Source organism: Acetobacterium sp. (assembly GCF_030652775.1).
GTDB lineage: Bacteria > Bacillota > Clostridia > Eubacteriales > Eubacteriaceae > Acetobacterium.
Map to the genome: position 1 here is coordinate 1 of NZ_JAUSPS010000085.1, position 16689 is coordinate 16689.

Below are 16689 nucleotides of genomic sequence, written 5' to 3' on the forward strand. Positions count from 1 at the left end.
CTTTTCAATCACCCCCAGCCGTGTCCAGATAAAAGGCATACTCTCGAGAAAAATCCGTTTTCCGATTTTCGGAGCCTTGGGACGCATCAGCTCTGAAGGGTGTTCTTTCAGCTCATAATGGGTAATGATCAGAGCCGCCGCCACGGTACAGAAAATCGCAATCAAACAGGAGATGATAATCGGCAACCATGGTGGCGCGATGATTAAATCCGGAACCTGGTAGAGCAGTCCGTAAGCGCCGGCGATTAAATGCGGCAGGGTGTTAATGCCAACAATCAAACCGATGACTGAACCAATACTGCCAGCCAATAAGGCATAGACAAAAAACTTCGACCCAATCTGAGCATGACGGTAACCCAATGCTTTCAGGGTACCAATCTGGGTGCGCTGCTCTTCCACCATCCGGGTCATGGTGGTGAAGGAGACCAGGGCTGCCACTAACAAAAAGATCAGTGGAAAGACACCGGAAATATTGTCAATCCGCTGGGCATCTTCGCCGTAACTGGTATAACCGGGGTTATCATTGCGGTTGAACAGATACCATTTTCCAAACTCCAGATCATTAATTTTCGCCTCGGCCTTGGCCAGCTCATTGGCAGCGTTGGCCAGTTCGGCCTCGCCCTCTGCCCGTTTCTGCGCCAGCTGCGCTTCTCCATCACGGAGCTCTACCCATCCGGCATCCAATTGATTTTGTGAGGCAATCAGGGTATTCAGCCCTTCTTTGCGACCGGACTCAAAGGCCGCAATTCCGGCGTTCAGCTGGTTCTTGCTGGCAGCCAGGGTCGCCCATCCGGCTGACAGCTTATTCTCCCCATCGATGGCGGCTTGGGCAAGAGCAGCTTCGGCCTGGGGCAGGGTTGCTTCCAACTCAGTCAACTGCGTTTTCATCCCCGCCAGCTGAGCCTGAAAGGCGTAGATCTCATCAATGCCCTGTTGAACCTGGTCTTTTCCGGCGTAAGCCTGGACTAAACCCGCTTCGACTTCAGCAAGCTGGCTGTTAAGCTCAGCCAACTGGAGTTCTAAGGCCGCCAGCTGCGCCTGATAATCTGGGGCGGCCGGATCCAGACTTTGAATCTGGGCTTCGACTCCGGCCTTCATGGCCGTCAGATTTGCCAAAGCACTTTCACCCTGGGCTATCTGGTTTTCCAGCGCAGCTAACTGGACTTCCAGCGATGGCAACTGACCGGAAGGATCCTGGGCTTCCATTTGGGCAATCCCGCCTCTTAACTCGGCGATGCCCTGACGCAGGGTTTCCAGTTGCGCCTCACCTTTGGCCAGTTCCTGTTTTAAGGTGCTGGCACCATTAATTAAATCGGTCTCACCCTGGCGAATCTGATTCTGAGCATCGGCAAGCTGAGCCTGAGTCTGGGCAATTGTGGTGTTGTACTCATCCCAGCCAGCGCTTAGAGCGGCCTCACCGTCAACCAACTGGTTTCTGGCATCGGCCAGACTAGCCTCGCCTTGGGCAATGCCCTCATTAAACTGGGTCACCCCATCGTTGTACTTGGCCCGGCCCTTATCCAGTTCGGCCTGGGCCTTGGCCAGAATATCGGTATGATTAATTTCCAGCTGTTGAAGACCCAAGGCTTCAAATTGTTTCTCCAGACTGCCAATCACTTCTTCGTATTCGGCTGAAAAGGGATTAACGCCGTCGGCAGAGGCCTGAGATAAGAGATAAACTTCAGTGAAACGTTCAAAGACAAAATTTTCGGTGGGAATAAAACCATAATAATCCACTTCACCCCGACCGACCGAGGTACTGCCGCGCTCAATAGAAACAAACTGGGGCGATCTGACAAAACCAACGATGGTAAAATTATCCCGTTTGATCGATTCGGACAAAGCTTTATCGCCTACCTCCGGGAAGAGCTTAATCGTTTCACCCAGCTGATAAATATGGCTGGAAACTCCCATGCCTTTATCTTCCTGGGGTTGCTCCAACAGAATTTCACCCTCATTTTCTGGCTGCCGCCCGGCTACCAAGACTGGCTGATTCAGAGTCTGGTCTGACTGAAAAGCCATCAGCTTGATGACCGGCCGCTTATCACCCCGCTCGATGATCACATCCGCCGAATAGCTGGGCATCACGGTCGCCACCCCGGGGGTGTTTTTGATGGCATCCACATCCGCCGGTAAAAAACCATAGGTCGAAACCAGCCGCATATCCATCAGCTGCTGGTTCTGATAGTACTCACTGACGGTATATTTCATACTCGGGCCGGTTGTCTTAACCCCCACAAAAAAGCAGATGCCCAGCGCAATGATGGCGACAATGGATAAAAAACGGTTGATCGATTTTTTTATTTCTCTGAATGTATCTTTTTGCAATGCTTTCATTGATATGTCCTTTTTAATAAAAATTTAAAAATAAAAATTGAATTATCTGCTTTACCACTGATTATTGTTGGCCACAGCCTCGGGTCAAAGACCTAGCCGCAGTTTGATATTCCATAAAGCGATGCTAAAACACGGTTATTTTTAGTATTTTATCATGTTTTTATTAAGAAAACACCCATTCACAATTAAATAATTTAGCCCCTCACTCAATGATGATATTTTCGTTCATCGTAATCAGTCCGATTATTTTTTCTTTCACCGGAATACTGGTTAATGCAGTGAGAGCCTTGGCATAAAGATTGATCTGAATCTCGTAGCCACTAATTATTTCCTCCCGCAGACGAGGGTCTTTAAAATAATCGGTCTTATAGTCGATAATGACCCATTGGTGATCTTCCATAAAGGCACAGTCAATGATCCCCTGAACGATAATTTTTTCCGGAATATCCACCCATTCCGCCCGGATCTCAGCCGGTGCGTAGCCATAGTTAAAGGGAATTTCCCGCCTGATTTTTTCAGCAGACAGCAGCCTGATCCCCAGAGTCGAGGTATAAAAGCTGATCAGTTTATCAACGCTGATCGTTCTGGCCAGTGCCTCTGGCAAGAATTCTTTTTGGATCAGCGTTTCAATCTCCGCAGCCAGATATTTTTCCAGAAACTCCGGCAATAGCGACTGGCCATTATTTAGCAATTCGTCCCGGATTGGTTTTAAATCGACTACTTCCATTAACAGATGGAGCGCCGATCCCCGTTGGGCAGCGGTGAAAGCAGTCTGTTTTTGTTCCAGAAACTTGGGCTTGTCCTGCTTCTTTGAAAGCGTCCTGATTTTTTCCTGCTGATCAGACCCTTCCCCTTTTTGATACTCTTTGATTTCAGTAACACTCATCTTACTGGGAAGTTCGTTCTCTGCTTTGGCCGGATAACGAAAATCCAAGCGCTGATGAATGGCCTCCTGGTCAGCCTGTGAAATACTGATTGCGAACTTTTCCGGTACTGCTTCCGGGTTCTTGCTCCCCTCGTCGCTTTCTGATAACGCCTCAGCGCTGTCCCGCTGCTCTTCCAGATCCCGCTTATCAGTGAACTGATTAGCCTGATGGTAAGAAATGTTGAAATCTACCAACTCCAGATTGGTCTGCGCCGGATCGCGACCAGCCAATACGCCCATCATCACCCAGTCAAGCAAGCTGGCAGCATTGAGGAGGTGGTACTCGTCGGGCTCATTATGCCATTTTTGCCAGGCTTTATCGCGGTTTTTTACGGTCCCGACAATCACCAGTTTTTCCTCGGCTCGAGTCATCCCCACATAAAGCAGCCGCATTTCTTCAGAGAGCATTTCGATATTGCTTTGCGCCTTGCAGACTTCTTTAGCTAGGGAATTATGCTTATACCGTTTTTCCAGATTGACATAGTCCGGACAGATTCCCAAATCCTTATGGAATAACACCTGTGCATAATTGCTGCGCTTATTAAAGCCTTTCCCGGCACCGGAAAGAATTACAATCGGAAATTCCAGCCCCTTGCTTTTATGGATCGTCATCAGCCGTACCACTGCCTCATGATTGCTGACCATCGCTGGCGGTGAAATATCCTGTTTGTGTTTTTTCATGTTTTCGACAAAGCGGATGAATTGATACAGTCCTTTTAAAGTTGATTTTTTATAGTCCCCGGCTCGCTTCAACAAGATTCGCAAATTGCACTGCCGCTGTTCGCCGCCAGGAAGGGCGCCGACAAAGGCGTAATAGCCGGACTCCAGATAGATTTTCCAGAGAAAATCTTCCACCGCCATCAGCTTAGATTGATACCGCCAAGCAGTCAGTTTTTGATAAAAGCCGCCCAGTTTTTGGGACAGTTCATCGCCCTCTTCCCGACAATAAGCTTCCACCGCCTGATAAAAGAATCCCTGGGGATGGGCAATCCGCAGCCGGGTACATTCGGTGGTGCTAAAATTGCCGATCGGTGAAGTCATAATACTCAACAACGGCAAATCCTGATGCTGGTTATCCATCAGGTTCAGCAGGTTTAAAATCATCGTGATTTCCAGCGATTCGTAGTAATTGGTGCCGCCATCAAAATAGGTGGGAATCCCCATTTCACTAAACACCTTGAGATAAACATCCCCTCTTCCGGCAACACTCCGCATCAGCACCCCAAAATCACCATAGTTAATGGCTCGCTCCTGATTATGGCGGGTATCAAAAAAAGTTGTTCCCACCAACGTCTGAATTTGATTGGCCACAAATCGGGCTTCAACTTCGACGGCGGTCAGATCCTCGCGGTCTTCTTCGTCAAAAACCTGAAGATCACCGGCTTCCGCTTCCTTTTTTTGCTCTTCAATGATATGGATTTCGGTTTTTTGATAAGGACCTTCATGGGGCAGACCCTTATTGAGCCGAGCCTGTTCGTCATAATTAATTTCCCCCAGCCCGGTGCTCATGACCTTCTCAAAAATGGCATTGACGCTGTTGATCACCCCCTGCGCAGATCGGAAATTCTGATTGAGAGTGACCAGACAGTTATTGGGGTTTTCATCCTTGCCAAAGCTTTCATACTTGCCGATAAAGATGGTTGGATCGGCCAGCCGAAACCGGTAGATACTCTGTTTAACATCGCCAACCATAAAATAATTATTATCTCGCACAATCCGCTGCAGGATCGTTTCCTGCATTTCATTGGTGTCCTGATACTCGTCCAGAAAAATATAGCGATAGCGGGTGCGGACCTCATCGGCCACCTCCGGATCCATTAGAATTTTAAGCGTCAGCTGTTCCAGGTCATTGTAATCGACCAGGTTTTTCTGGGCTTTTTTGGCCTGAAAGGCCGTCCAAAATTTCTGCGTCAATATCACCAGATCGGCCATCGGTTTTTGTAGATCATTCAGCTCCTGCACCATTTCATCGATATTGATGGCAAAACGTTTCTGCAGCTTGGCGATACTGGTCTTGGCTTCATCCCGATATTTTTTGATCTGCTCATTACGTTCCTTATCCGCTTTGGCCGCCCCTTTGAAGCGCTCGTAACTCAGGGTTTTCAAGGTTTCCAGCCCCGCAACCAGATCGTCCCGGATTACTTTTTCCAGTGCTTCCAGCATCAGCACTTCGCTTTTGTTCTGCTCATGAGTTTTCTCAAAACCCCCAGCAGCACTGATGTCACTGGCTTTGATGGCCGAATCCAGGGCGCCCTGAAGCTCGGTTTTAATGATTTTTTTTAAGGCGCTTCCCCACACCGAGGCTTCCAGGCTTTTTTGATCGCAATCAAACAGTGCCAAGGCCTGGTGGCTCCAACTTTCCGGGTTGGGCTGCGTGGCCAGAAACCGATATAGGGTTTCGACCGTGTCTTTTAAGGCCTGATCATTTTTATTCCCGCTGTATTTTTCGATTAAATCCAGAAAATCGATGACCTGTTCGTTTTTTTTCTGACTTTTTTCCTGATTCTGAACCCGTTGATCCGGGTTATTCTGAGCGGAATTTTTCAAGGTGATGGCCTGCTGGTATTCGTCTTCAAACACCTCTTCCATGGTCTCTTTGAGCATCAGCGCGATTTCGGTATCATTGCCAATGGCAAAGCCGGGATCGATGTCACCCTTATGAAAATACTGACGTAAAACGCTGAGGCAAAAGGAATGAAGAGTGGAAATGGAAGCGCCCCCTAAAATATTCATCTGCTTCATTAAAAAGCTGCGATCATTTTCCGGGTTTTCCAGTTCCCGAGCCAGAGCCTGACTGAGACGATTTTTCATTTCTCCGGCGGCGCCCCGGGTAAAGGTCAGAATCAGCAGCTCATCGACGCCCACCTTTTCTTCTCGGATAATCCGAATAATCCGCTGGATCAGCAGGGCTGTTTTACCTGATCCGGCAGCGGCTGAAACCAGCATGTTGGTTTCCCGGTTTTCGATTGCTTTTAACTGATCACTGGTCCATTTCATTGGTTTCACCTTCCTGGATTAATGTAAAAAACTGTTCTTTCTTCATCGTTGCGTTAAGCACCTCATAACCACCGCGGGTGATCGCGTCATCAAACTGGCAGATACCCTTGTAATCACAATACTGACAGGCATAGTCATGGCCTTTTTTATAAGGCCTAACTTTAATATCACCCTCATAAATGTTTTTGATCTGCCGAACCACGGTTTTACGGACATAGTCAATGATACCCGCAAATTCCTCTCGATTCAGCTTAAATTCCGATCGGTAAACCGGTAGAATATCCGACGTTTTGGCGTCGGCGTCATGATCCATGGCGGCAATAACCATTTCGTCGTCCAGCAGCAGACCATTGAGTTTAAAGGATTTATTAATAGCCGCCTGAACATTCTCGCCAAAATCCAACCGCGGCATCGGGTCATCCACATAAAAGTAGAATGTTCCTCCCGGCAGGATATCCTCGGCATCGATAACGGTCATGGCCCCATCCAAATACACCAGCAATTGGAGCGAAAGGCCATAATAGATATCGTCATAGCCCAGTTTCTTACTGCCAGTTTTATAGTCAATGACCTTGACCCAGGTATGGCCGTCTTTTTCATAGAGATCCAGGCGATCGATTTTACCATAGATCTTGACCTCGCCCAGTTTTGCATCCGGCAGGCTGATCTCCTGTTCAAAGCTGAACTCGGTGGCCTGGGGTTCAAAATCCCCGGCACATAGCTGCTGTACCAGGATATCAATCGACTTTTTACCGACCCGTTCCAGTTTTTTTCCCAGATACTGATTTTGTCCGGTACTGTTAAAGACATTGGTTTTTATCTGCGGCAGACAGCTTTCCATCACCCCTTCTAGCAGGGTATCACGCTGATTTTTGGGCAGGGTGCGCAGATCAAGTTTTTGTTCGTGGACTTCCCGAAAAAATCCATCGATCAGTTCATGGAGCAGGGTGCCTATTTCTGGGGCAGCAATATTATAAATAGGCCGGCTCTCGGGTTTTAAGCCGTATCTGACATAATGGGAAAAGGGGCATTGGCGGTGGGTTTCCAACCGGGTAATACTGGTTCGCAGGTTTTTACCGTAAAGAACGGCGGCTTCCGAACCAGTCATAGCCTGAGAAACCCCGGAATAGTTCAGGGCTTCAGTCAGACTGCCGATCATTTGTTGGTAATCCGGGTTGTTTTGATACCAGTCTTGTACCGCTGCCCACAAAGCCTCTTCCGGCTGTCGCTCCGAACCGGCCTCGAATTGACCATTACGAAGATGGCTGACCAGATGCCAGAGGGTCGCATCGGGCGTGCTGAGGGTATTCCAGAATGCTGCCACCCCATCATTAAGGGTTGATAAAATATCGATCGTCGGAAAGATCCCCAGAATCTGGCTCAGCAGAATGCTGGGCTGCTGGCTATTACCTTCCATGTCGGCTAAAGCCCAATGGAGAGCCAACCGGGATTTAGGCTTGGATAACAGATCATATACCAGAAACCGTTCCTGATCCATTTGAAAACTGCGATTGTTTTGCAGCCGGATCTGGTGAGCGCCGAGAATCTGCCGTTCCAGATCTGAGAAAAGATTGGGTTCGCTGCCGCTACCGGGGATTTTCCCTTCGTTCAGGCCAAACACAATCAGTACCTCGAAGGCCGAGCTGCGGCTCCTGCGTAAATCGGTGATGCTGACATAATCCCGGTAGGGCGGGATTATTCCCAAACGATAGCCCTGAAAGCCACTTTTTAAAATCCGCAGGTATTCCTCACTGGTCGCTTCATCATTTCCCATGGTTTCGACAATCTGATCAAAGACTTCCATCAGGATATTCCAGATCTGGTGATAAATTTCCATGGCTTCATAATTGCCGGCTAGTGAAAGCTGTTCCACCAGGACATCTATTTTTTCCGGGGTTTTAATCACCACTAAAAATTCATAGAGCGCTTTGGTATAATCCTGACAGCTTCGGCCGGCCGTGAGCTCTGCTTTGAGCTGGATTAGCGGGGTCATCAGTTTAATCCGCAGCGCATTAAGGCTATCCAGATCCAGAGCGGGGTTCTGGCTGACTTTGGTGAATTCCTTTTCCCATTGTTTTCCGCGGATCCCAAACTCCAGGGCATAGTTTTCCAGATCTTCACATTCTGACAGGGTAATCGGTGAAAATCCGGTTTTCACAAAACCGAAAACATCATCGAGCCGGTAATTATTCTGGATCGCCTCCAACGCCGTTACGACTGCTTCGACCAGATGGTTATCCCCGATGGCACGCAGATCATCCATAAAAAAGGGAATCTGATACTGGGCAAAAATGCGCTTGATGATACTGCCGTATTCGTCCAGATCTCCGGCCAGAACCACGATATCCCGAAAAGACAGCTTTTCTTCCCGAATCAGCGTAAGAATCTGGCGGGCGCCCATTTCTACCTCTTCCCAGGTATTCTGGCATTGGGTCAGACTGATTTGCTTGACCGCTTCCAGATATTCCACCTTGGGATAGGCAAAGAGATTGGCCTCCAGATGGGTAAGCTCCGGTCTTTTTTGCTTTTGTTGTTTTTTTTCAGAAATCTCTTCCAGTTTAAATGAAACCTGCGCTCTGGCGCCAATTTCTTTGAGGTTGTCCATGGTGTTGGCCGTTAGTTGAAAAACTTCCTGATCCCGTGCGGATGGATCCGGATCCCAGGGTAGGGCTATATGGATTTCCTTAACCGTATCGACCAGATTTCCAATCATGCGGTAATCCTGGGCTGAGAAATTCTGAAAACCATCCATCCAGATTTCGCTATTCTGCAGAAATTCTGCCGTTGGTATCTTTTCACAGACGAAATTGCGAAAGTCTTCTTCATCTTTACGATCATTTCCCAATAATTCCTGAAAATGGCGATAGATTTTAATGACATCTCCCAATTTTTGGGGCATAATTCCCTGATTCAGGGTCTTTCTAGTTTCTTCCAAATTTTCCGGGGCAATCTCATTCTGTTTGAGTTCACCAATCAGATCCGAAATACTGATCAGAAAACCGGGCTTTTTAACGCTGGAGCGATAAATAGTCAGTTCTTCCTGAATGTCCCCCAGTGTTTTTTGGAGCAGCATATTTTTGCCGTGGCTGTCCATATAGGTCTTCGTGAGACCGCCAGTTTCCTGTAGGACTCGGTTTCCCAGACGTTTGGGACTCAGCACTTCCACATTCAGCAGCCCGGCCAGGCCATTGGCCTTGATCAGCGCTTCTTCGGCACCGAGGGTAAACTGTTCCGGAACCATTAAATAGAGATTTTCTTTACCCACATCCAGCGCCGCACCGATCTGGTGGTAAACCGCCTCACTCAACAGCTGAGATTGCCGGCCAACGATCATTGTAATTCCCATCAGTTTTTCCTTTCTGAATTTTCACATCACGAATTATCCGCCATTTTAAAAAATCACCATCCCTTTTTAAAAGATGGTGATCAAAACTGTCACTAAAGAACAACGTAGTACCGACAATTGTTATATCATGTTGTGTGCCTCAAGGCGAACAGTTGCATGCAAACGTCTAAATTGGCCTAGCTTGTAAATGCAACTGTACGAATTGTGCGCATTCAACAGATTAACAATTGGTCGGTACGGTAGCATTACGCCAAACCTTTATTATACGGTCACAAAGCCAACTTTTTTACGCACCTTTGACAGGGTTTTCCAGGCAATCTGGGAAGCCTTTTCGGCATGAACATGCATGATCTGTTCCAGATAAGCCTTTTCACCCAGCAGCCGATGATACTCATTTTGAACCGGCAGCAACGTATCAGCCACGGTTTCGCCGACAGCCAACTTGAAGTCGCCATAGCCCTTGCCGTCAAATTCCCGGGTGATGTCATCCAGGCTTTTTCCGGTGGCACAGGAATAGATTTCCATTAAATTAGAAACTCCAGGTTTTTCTTCGCGGTTATGATAAACGGCCATATCCGAATCGGTGACCGCTCGTTTAAACTTTTTGACAATTGTTTTGGAGTCATCCAGCAATGAGATAAAGGCATTGGTGTTTTCATCCGATTTGGACATTTTCCGTCCCGGTTCTTGAAGACTCATAATGCGGGCTCCGGATTCGCCAAAATAAGCTTCTGGCACCTTAAACACATTACCAAAATTCTGATTAAAACGAATGGCGATATCCCGAGCCAGTTCCACATGCTGACGCTGGTCATTGCCCACTGGCACTAAATCGGTTTGATAAAGAAGAATATCCGCAGCCATCAAGACTGGATAGTCAAAAAGACCAACCCGGATATTTTCACCCTGTTTTTGGGATTTATCTTTAAACTGGGTCATCCGGCTCAGTTCGCCCATATAGGTTGAACAGTTTAAAATCCAGGCCAGTTCCGAATGCTCGGGCACCATCGATTGGACATAAAGAATCGATTTTTCCGGATCAATACCCAGGGCTAATAGCAGAGCAATGGATTCATAGGTTCGCCTGCGCAGATCGGCCGGGTTTTGGGGCATGGTGATGGCATGAAGATCCACCACACAGAAAAGACTGCGGTAATCCTCCTGCATCTTTACCCAATTTTTCATTGCGCCAAAATAATTTCCAATGGTAAAGGTTCCTGATGGCTGAATGCCACTATATACTATTTTTTTTACAGGTGCTTCTGTTGTCATAGTTACTCCTTATTTTAATGGCAGTTCATCCGCTAATCAAATAGCAACTGCCATGATCTCTTTAATATTTTGTACTAAGCTGGTTTATGGTAATTTTAGTTCTGTCATTTCCAGAGAATTACAATTGAGTTCCAATTCTTTGATCATTCGCTTAAAAATATCATAATCGGCGGTGGTGAGAATTTGGGTGTTGCCTACTTGGTCCTGGGTGTTGAAATAGTTAAACTCGGTCAGGTGTTTGTTTAGTTGTCTAACCAGGCCATTGGCCGGGTTGATCAGCTCAAGTTCCGGGTACATCTGCCGGATGGTTACCGATACAATCGGGAAATGAGTACATCCCAGTAACAGTTCTTCAATGACGATTCCTCTTTTGATGCCCTTTAATAAAATCGGTTCCACTGCTTCTCTGATATTATTTTTTAAAATTTTCAAATCACCCTGACCATCGTTAATCACCTTGGCCAGTGTATGCGTCCCCTGGGCAATGTATTCGACCTCTTTTGTCCAAAGCTCCAGTTCCTTTTCATAGCTGCGGTTTTTTACTGTGGCCGTGGTGGCAATCAATCCAACCAGACCCCGATCCCGCCAGTTCAGGGTTTCCTGGACACCGGCTTCAATGACGCTAAACAGCGGTACCCGAGCGCTCAGCTCAACAATCAATGATGAAAGGGTATTGCAGGCTAAAACCACGGCTTTAACCCCGCGATTTTCCAGATCACTGATAATGGTATTAGCCAGCATGATTAGTTCGTCGTTTTCCCGCTCACCATAAGGCATTCGCATCGAATCACCAAAATAGAGATAGTTTTCATTGGGCAGTCGGTTCTGAAGTGCTTTCAGTACGGTAAAACCACCGATGCCCGAATCGATGACGCCAATGGGTCCATTGTTGTCCATCTTTTCACATCTTTCCTGATTGATCACGGAATACGATTCCTTTTTCCTCACTCATGTCATCAATGATTGCCAGAGATTCCAGTGCGATTCCTTGCTCACGGATTACTGCCCCGCCATCCTGAAACCCTTTTTCAATGGCAATGCCCACGCCCACCAAGGAGGCACCAGCCTGGGTGATCAAATCAATTAAGGCTTCGACGGCCTTACCATTTGCCAGAAAATCATCGATAATTAAAATACGATCGGTCGGGTTTAAATATTTTTTTGATACCATAATTTTGTAAGCCTGCTGTTTGGTATAGGAATAGACATCACTGGAATAGATTTCCTCGTCTAAATTTAATGATACATATTTTTTTCCAAAAACCACCGGACAATAGTCAAAATATCTGGCCGTACTGGTTGCAATGGCAATTCCCGATGTCTCGATCGTCAGGATTTTATTGACTCCCTCTCCGGCAAAGCGTTTGGCAAAAGCCTTTCCCATTTCTTCAAATAGTTTTACATCCAACTGGTGATTTAAAAAAGAATCCACCTTGAGGATTCCCTGGCCTTTGACACGACCTTCTTGTCTAATTTTTTTCTCTAATAATTCCATTGACTGCTCCTTCGTATCCTAATCGAATTATTATAACATACTCTCGTCAATTAGGACAACTACGATTCCGCTTTGCTACATCGTAGTTCGCGGGCAGTCGCCAACTGCAAGCAAGCTTGCGATTGGCTCGTTAGCCTTCACGCAAAAAAGAAAAGCGGGAATTTCTTCCCGCTTCAGTCTGTTAAAATAGATAACCCAGTACCGACAATTGTTATATCATGTTGTACGCATCGGAGCGGACACGGCGTAGCCTGTCCGATTCCGCAGCGAACAACAGATTAACAATTGGTCGGTACGGTAGTTTATCGACAACTTCAAGTGGGAATTTCTTCCCGCTCAAGTTACGTTTATTACTTATTGTGCTTTTTCTTTTTGTGCTGCAGCGATGACTTTATCTGAAATAATCATCGGCGCTTCTTCATAACGGACAAATTCCATGGCGAATTCGCCTCTGGCTTGGGTCATCGAGCGTAGTTCGGTGGCATATTTAAACATTTCTGCCAGCGGTGCTTCAGCTAGAATCCGCTGTTTTCCGCCTGATGCTGAATCCATTCCCATAATTCGGCCACGTTTTTTGTTTAAATCTCCCATAATATCACCCATGTACTCTTCCGGCACCGTGATATCGATGTGATAAATAGGTTCCAGGATAACTGGGGTGGCCTCTTTCATGCCTTTTCGGTAAGCTGCGGTAGCGGCCATTTTAAAGGACATCTCATCAGAATCCACGGCATGGTAGGAGCCGTCGTATAAGGTGGCTTTAACCCCGGTTACCGGGTAGCCAGCCAGAACGCCTTCAATCATACATAACTCCAGACCCTTTTCAACGGCCGGAATAAAGTTTCGGGGAACAGCTCCGCCAACAACCTTATCAACAAACTGGAATGGTGCATTCGGATCATTACCCGGTTCAAAATCAATCCAGACATGACCAAACTGGCCGCTGCCACCGGATTGTTTTTTGTGTTTTCCTTCAGCGGTTGCTTTTTTCTTGATGGTTTCCCGGTAGGGAACCTTCATGTCAACCAGATTGACATCAACCCCGAATTTCTGTTTCAGTTTCTGAGAAATAATTTCCAGATGCATTTCACCTAAACCAGATACCAGGGTTTGCTTGGTTTCCTTATTACGGCTCACCATCATGGTTGGATCTTCTTCCACCAACCGATGCAGGCCGGTGGCCAGTTTGTCAATATCAGCCTTTGTTTTGGGTTCAATGGCCATGGCGATAATCGGTTTAGGTAATTCTATTTTATCATATACGATCGGTGACTTGGCGCTGGTTAAGGTATCCCCGGTGACAGTATCGCTTAACTTGGAAAATGCACCGATATCCCCAGCCTCCATTTTTTCAACCTCAATTTGTTTGTTACCTCTGAGAACATAAATATGATTGGCTTTTTCTTTTACTTCCTGAGTCGCATTATATATTTCTACGGAATGATCCAGAACCCCTGACATGACTTTAAATATCGACAATTTTCCAACATAGGGGTCAGCAACTGTTTTAAACACCAGTGCCGAAAAAGGTTCACTGTTACTGCATTTCCGTTCGATTTCTTTTTTATCCCGGGGATCCTTACCCACTTCAAACTTACCTTCTCCTGGTGACGGGAGATATTCGATGAGCATATTTTCGAGCGTTTCAACCCCGATGTTCAGGGTTGCTGAGGTACATAATACCGGCATCAGTTCGCCGTCAATGACCCCTTTTCGAATGCCGCTGTGGATTTCATCCCGGGTTAACTCTTCGCCTTCAAAATATTTTTCCATCAGGCTCTCGCTGGTCTGTGCAACTGACTCCATGATCATGTCCCGATAGGGTTCTAGTTCTGTTTTCATTTCGTCTGTGATCGCCACATCAAAACAACGGTTCTCTTTTCTCTGACTACCAGTCATATCAACGATGTTAACAACACCATTCATTTCTTCGCCCTCACCCATTGGTAATTCAAAGGGCACGACCTTATTGCCAAAGGTTTCTTTTAATTCGTCCATGACCTTGGCAAAGGTGGCGTTTTCTCTGTCCATTTTATTAACAACGATAAATGCTGGAATATTTGCTTTTTCTAAAAGCTCAATGGCTTTTTCGGTTCCCACCTGAACGCCAGACAGTGCGTCAACGACGATAACAACGGCATCGGCTACTCGAAGTGCCGCATATGCATCACCAATAAAATCAAAATAACCTGGCACATCAATAAGATTGATCTTATGTCCACCAAATTCTAACGGAATAATAGATGAAGAAATTGAAAACTTTCGTCTTTTTTCTTCTGGATCAAAGTCCGATAGGGTATTTCCCTCGTCAATTTTTCCCATACGATCAACGGCACCTGCATTAAATGCCAATGCTTCAGTCAAGGTTGTTTTTCCGCTCCCACCGTGACCTAGTATAAGAATGTTACGGATGTTCTTTGTTGGATACGTTTTCATGCTGTTTCCCCCTCGCTTATTTTGCCAATGATTTAATTGTTTTTTTTTGGTATAAGGCTATTTTATATTATTTCTAAAAAATAATCTACAAAAAAATCATTTATAGATCCTCTTTTATTTTTTTCATTACTTTCTTTTCAATTCGCGATACTGTCATCTGCGATTTATTAATAAATTCTGCCACTTCTTTTTGTGTTTTCCCGCGAAAAAACCGCTGCTCCACAATAATCCGCTCGACTGGATTAAGGGCTTGAATTTTTTGCTTTAAAAGATCAATATTTTCGACATTTTCCATGTTGTTATCCAGGTTTCCCAACAGATCCATCAAACTGACCTCCTGGCCATCCTGATTACTTTCGTATTCCATCGATAGTGATTTGGGATAATAGGCATTGCTGCTTTCCATCGCTTTGATAATGCTCTCCTCCGTGATCTCCAGATAAACAGCAATTTCAGAGATGGTTGGTGACCGCATTAGCTTGTGCTCCAGGGTTGTCCGGGTTTGATTAATCTCCCGATTGAGATCCTGAACCTTCCTTGGAATTCGGATCAGCCATTCCCGATCCCGGTAATAACGTTTAATTTCGCCAATAATTGTTGGTGTGGCAAAGGTATCAAACTCATAGCCGCGACTAACATCAAAGCGTTCCACCGCATACATTAATCCTAAACAGGCGACCTGAAAAATATCTTCATTATCGCCACTTTTATGCCCATATTTTCGCGACAAAATTTTGGGTATATAAAGATAGTTTTCAATGATCAGATCTCTTAACTCCCGATCCCTTGTTTCTTCGTATTCGGCAAATAACTTTTTGACATCTTCTTTACTGATTTTTCGCTCATATTTCATGGGTCGTCGATAGGTTCTTAATCATGGTAATTGAGGTTCCAGATCCTCTCTCACTAATAATTTCCACCCTATCCATTAGTGATTTGATGATAAATAAACCAAAGCCACCTAATTGTTTACCGTTAAGATCCGGCATCGCTACTGCCTCTGGTTCAAAACCAACGCCTCGATCTGTTACCTTAAAGACTAACTTCTGATTCTCCACAACATAGGTCAAATCATAGGTCGTGTCTGGATTCTTACTATGGTTCAAGGCATTTGTACAGGCCTCGGATACTGCGACCTTCAGATCTTCCACATCGCCAATCGAAAAGCCCATATTGTTTGCCACTGACGCAATTGTAAGACGCGCCAAGCTGACATATTCGGGTTTTGTTGGTAGTGTCAGTTTTATACTATCCATTCTTTTTCCCCTTCTCAATTTGCTTAGTTAGCAGGATTGTCTACAATTTCAATTATTTTATCGACCCCAGTAAGTGATAATAGCTTTTTAATATTTGGCCGCGGATTCATCATGATAATCCGTTGTCCCATTTCTTTTGATTTATTTCGCAACTCGATTAAAACGCCCATACCAGTGCTGTCCATATAGGACAATTCGGAACAATCCAGAATGATTTGCGTTGCCTGGGTCATAATTTCTTTTTCAATTGACGCTCTGAATTTTTCGATGGAATAAATGTCGATTTCGCCTTTAATACTGACCATACTTGTTTTTCCCGTTTCAATTATGTTATTGCTGTTCATATAATCTCCATTTCACAATTAATCTGTTTGAAAAGAAAGCCACTTTTATTCACTAATCTTTCATTTTGCAGGCGGTCGCCAACTCTCAGTCATGTCATAAATTCAAAACTAGACCCAATGAGGTAATCACCGTCATTGGGCCTAGTACAACGTTGCATAAAATACTATGAATAAATTAATGCTATCATTTTCTCAACGTTTGATGCATAATGACCTTATCATTTATATACAAGGTGGTTTATTATGCGAAAGAAAACAATTGATACAATACCGGTTTTATC

General features: G+C 45.6%; 10 protein-coding genes. All 10 read right to left on the bottom strand.

The window, feature by feature from the left end:
* The coding region (locus tag Q7J41_RS15415; RefSeq protein ID WP_304889327.1) for an FtsX-like permease family protein at positions 1 to 2337 on the bottom strand (2337 nt) is incomplete at its 3' end.
* A gap of 202 nt (positions 2338 to 2539) precedes the next feature.
* The gene (gene addA / locus Q7J41_RS15420; RefSeq protein WP_304889328.1) at positions 2540 to 6259 is read right to left on the bottom strand and encodes a helicase-exonuclease AddAB subunit AddA; all 3720 of its coding nucleotides are present in this window, start codon (positions 6257 to 6259) and stop codon (positions 2540 to 2542) included.
* Complete coding sequence (locus tag Q7J41_RS15425; protein ID WP_304889329.1) at positions 6243 to 9605, bottom strand: PD-(D/E)XK nuclease family protein; 3363 nt, start codon at positions 9603 to 9605, stop codon at positions 6243 to 6245. The genes addA and Q7J41_RS15425 overlap by 17 nt, the downstream gene beginning before the upstream one ends.
* Positions 9606 to 9866: 261 nt before the next feature.
* Entirely contained in the window at positions 9867 to 10877 is a 1011-nt protein-coding gene (trpS, locus tag Q7J41_RS15430) for a tryptophan--tRNA ligase (RefSeq protein WP_304889330.1), read from the bottom strand.
* 84 nt (positions 10878 to 10961) lie between these two features.
* Entirely contained in the window at positions 10962 to 11774 is an 813-nt protein-coding gene (gene murI / locus Q7J41_RS15435) for a glutamate racemase (protein ID WP_304889331.1), read from the bottom strand.
* Between the two features lie 4 nt (positions 11775 to 11778).
* Positions 11779 to 12372, bottom strand: coding sequence for a xanthine phosphoribosyltransferase (locus tag Q7J41_RS15440; protein WP_304889332.1), 594 nt, complete (start codon positions 12370 to 12372; stop codon positions 11779 to 11781).
* 354 nt (positions 12373 to 12726) lie between these two features.
* Complete coding sequence (fusA, locus tag Q7J41_RS15445) at positions 12727 to 14808, bottom strand: elongation factor G (RefSeq protein ID WP_304889333.1); 2082 nt, start codon at positions 14806 to 14808, stop codon at positions 12727 to 12729.
* Between the two features lie 100 nt (positions 14809 to 14908).
* Positions 14909 to 15661, bottom strand: a complete 753-nt coding sequence (locus tag Q7J41_RS15450; RefSeq protein WP_304889334.1) for a SigB/SigF/SigG family RNA polymerase sigma factor — start codon at positions 15659 to 15661, stop codon at positions 14909 to 14911.
* Entirely contained in the window at positions 15651 to 16064 is a 414-nt protein-coding gene (locus Q7J41_RS15455) for an ATP-binding protein (RefSeq protein WP_304889335.1), read from the bottom strand. Before Q7J41_RS15455 ends, Q7J41_RS15450 begins: the two co-directional genes overlap by 11 nt.
* A 23-nt stretch (positions 16065 to 16087) precedes the next feature.
* Complete coding sequence (locus Q7J41_RS15460; RefSeq protein ID WP_026396035.1) at positions 16088 to 16408, bottom strand: STAS domain-containing protein; 321 nt, start codon at positions 16406 to 16408, stop codon at positions 16088 to 16090.
* Between the last annotated feature and the right edge of the window lie 281 nt (positions 16409 to 16689).

Excerpts from the sequence above, each read along its gene's own strand:
- addA (WP_304889328.1), bottom strand. The coding sequence starts at position 6,259 with ATGAAATGGACCAGTGATCAGTTAAAAGCAATCGAAAACCGGGAAACC.
- Q7J41_RS15425 (WP_304889329.1), bottom strand. The coding sequence starts at position 9,605 with ATGGGAATTACAATGATCGTTGGCCGGCAATCTCAGCTGTTGAGTGAG.
- trpS (WP_304889330.1), bottom strand. The coding sequence starts at position 10,877 with ATGACAACAGAAGCACCTGTAAAAAAAATAGTATATAGTGGCATTCAG.
- murI (WP_304889331.1), bottom strand. The coding sequence starts at position 11,774 with ATGGACAACAATGGACCCATTGGCGTCATCGATTCGGGCATCGGTGGT.
- Q7J41_RS15440 (WP_304889332.1), bottom strand. The coding sequence starts at position 12,372 with ATGGAATTATTAGAGAAAAAAATTAGACAAGAAGGTCGTGTCAAAGGC.
- fusA (WP_304889333.1), bottom strand. The coding sequence starts at position 14,808 with ATGAAAACGTATCCAACAAAGAACATCCGTAACATTCTTATACTAGGT.
- Q7J41_RS15450 (WP_304889334.1), bottom strand. The coding sequence starts at position 15,661 with ATGAAATATGAGCGAAAAATCAGTAAAGAAGATGTCAAAAAGTTATTT.
- Q7J41_RS15455 (WP_304889335.1), bottom strand. The coding sequence starts at position 16,064 with ATGGATAGTATAAAACTGACACTACCAACAAAACCCGAATATGTCAGC.
- Q7J41_RS15460 (WP_026396035.1), bottom strand. The coding sequence starts at position 16,408 with ATGAACAGCAATAACATAATTGAAACGGGAAAAACAAGTATGGTCAGT.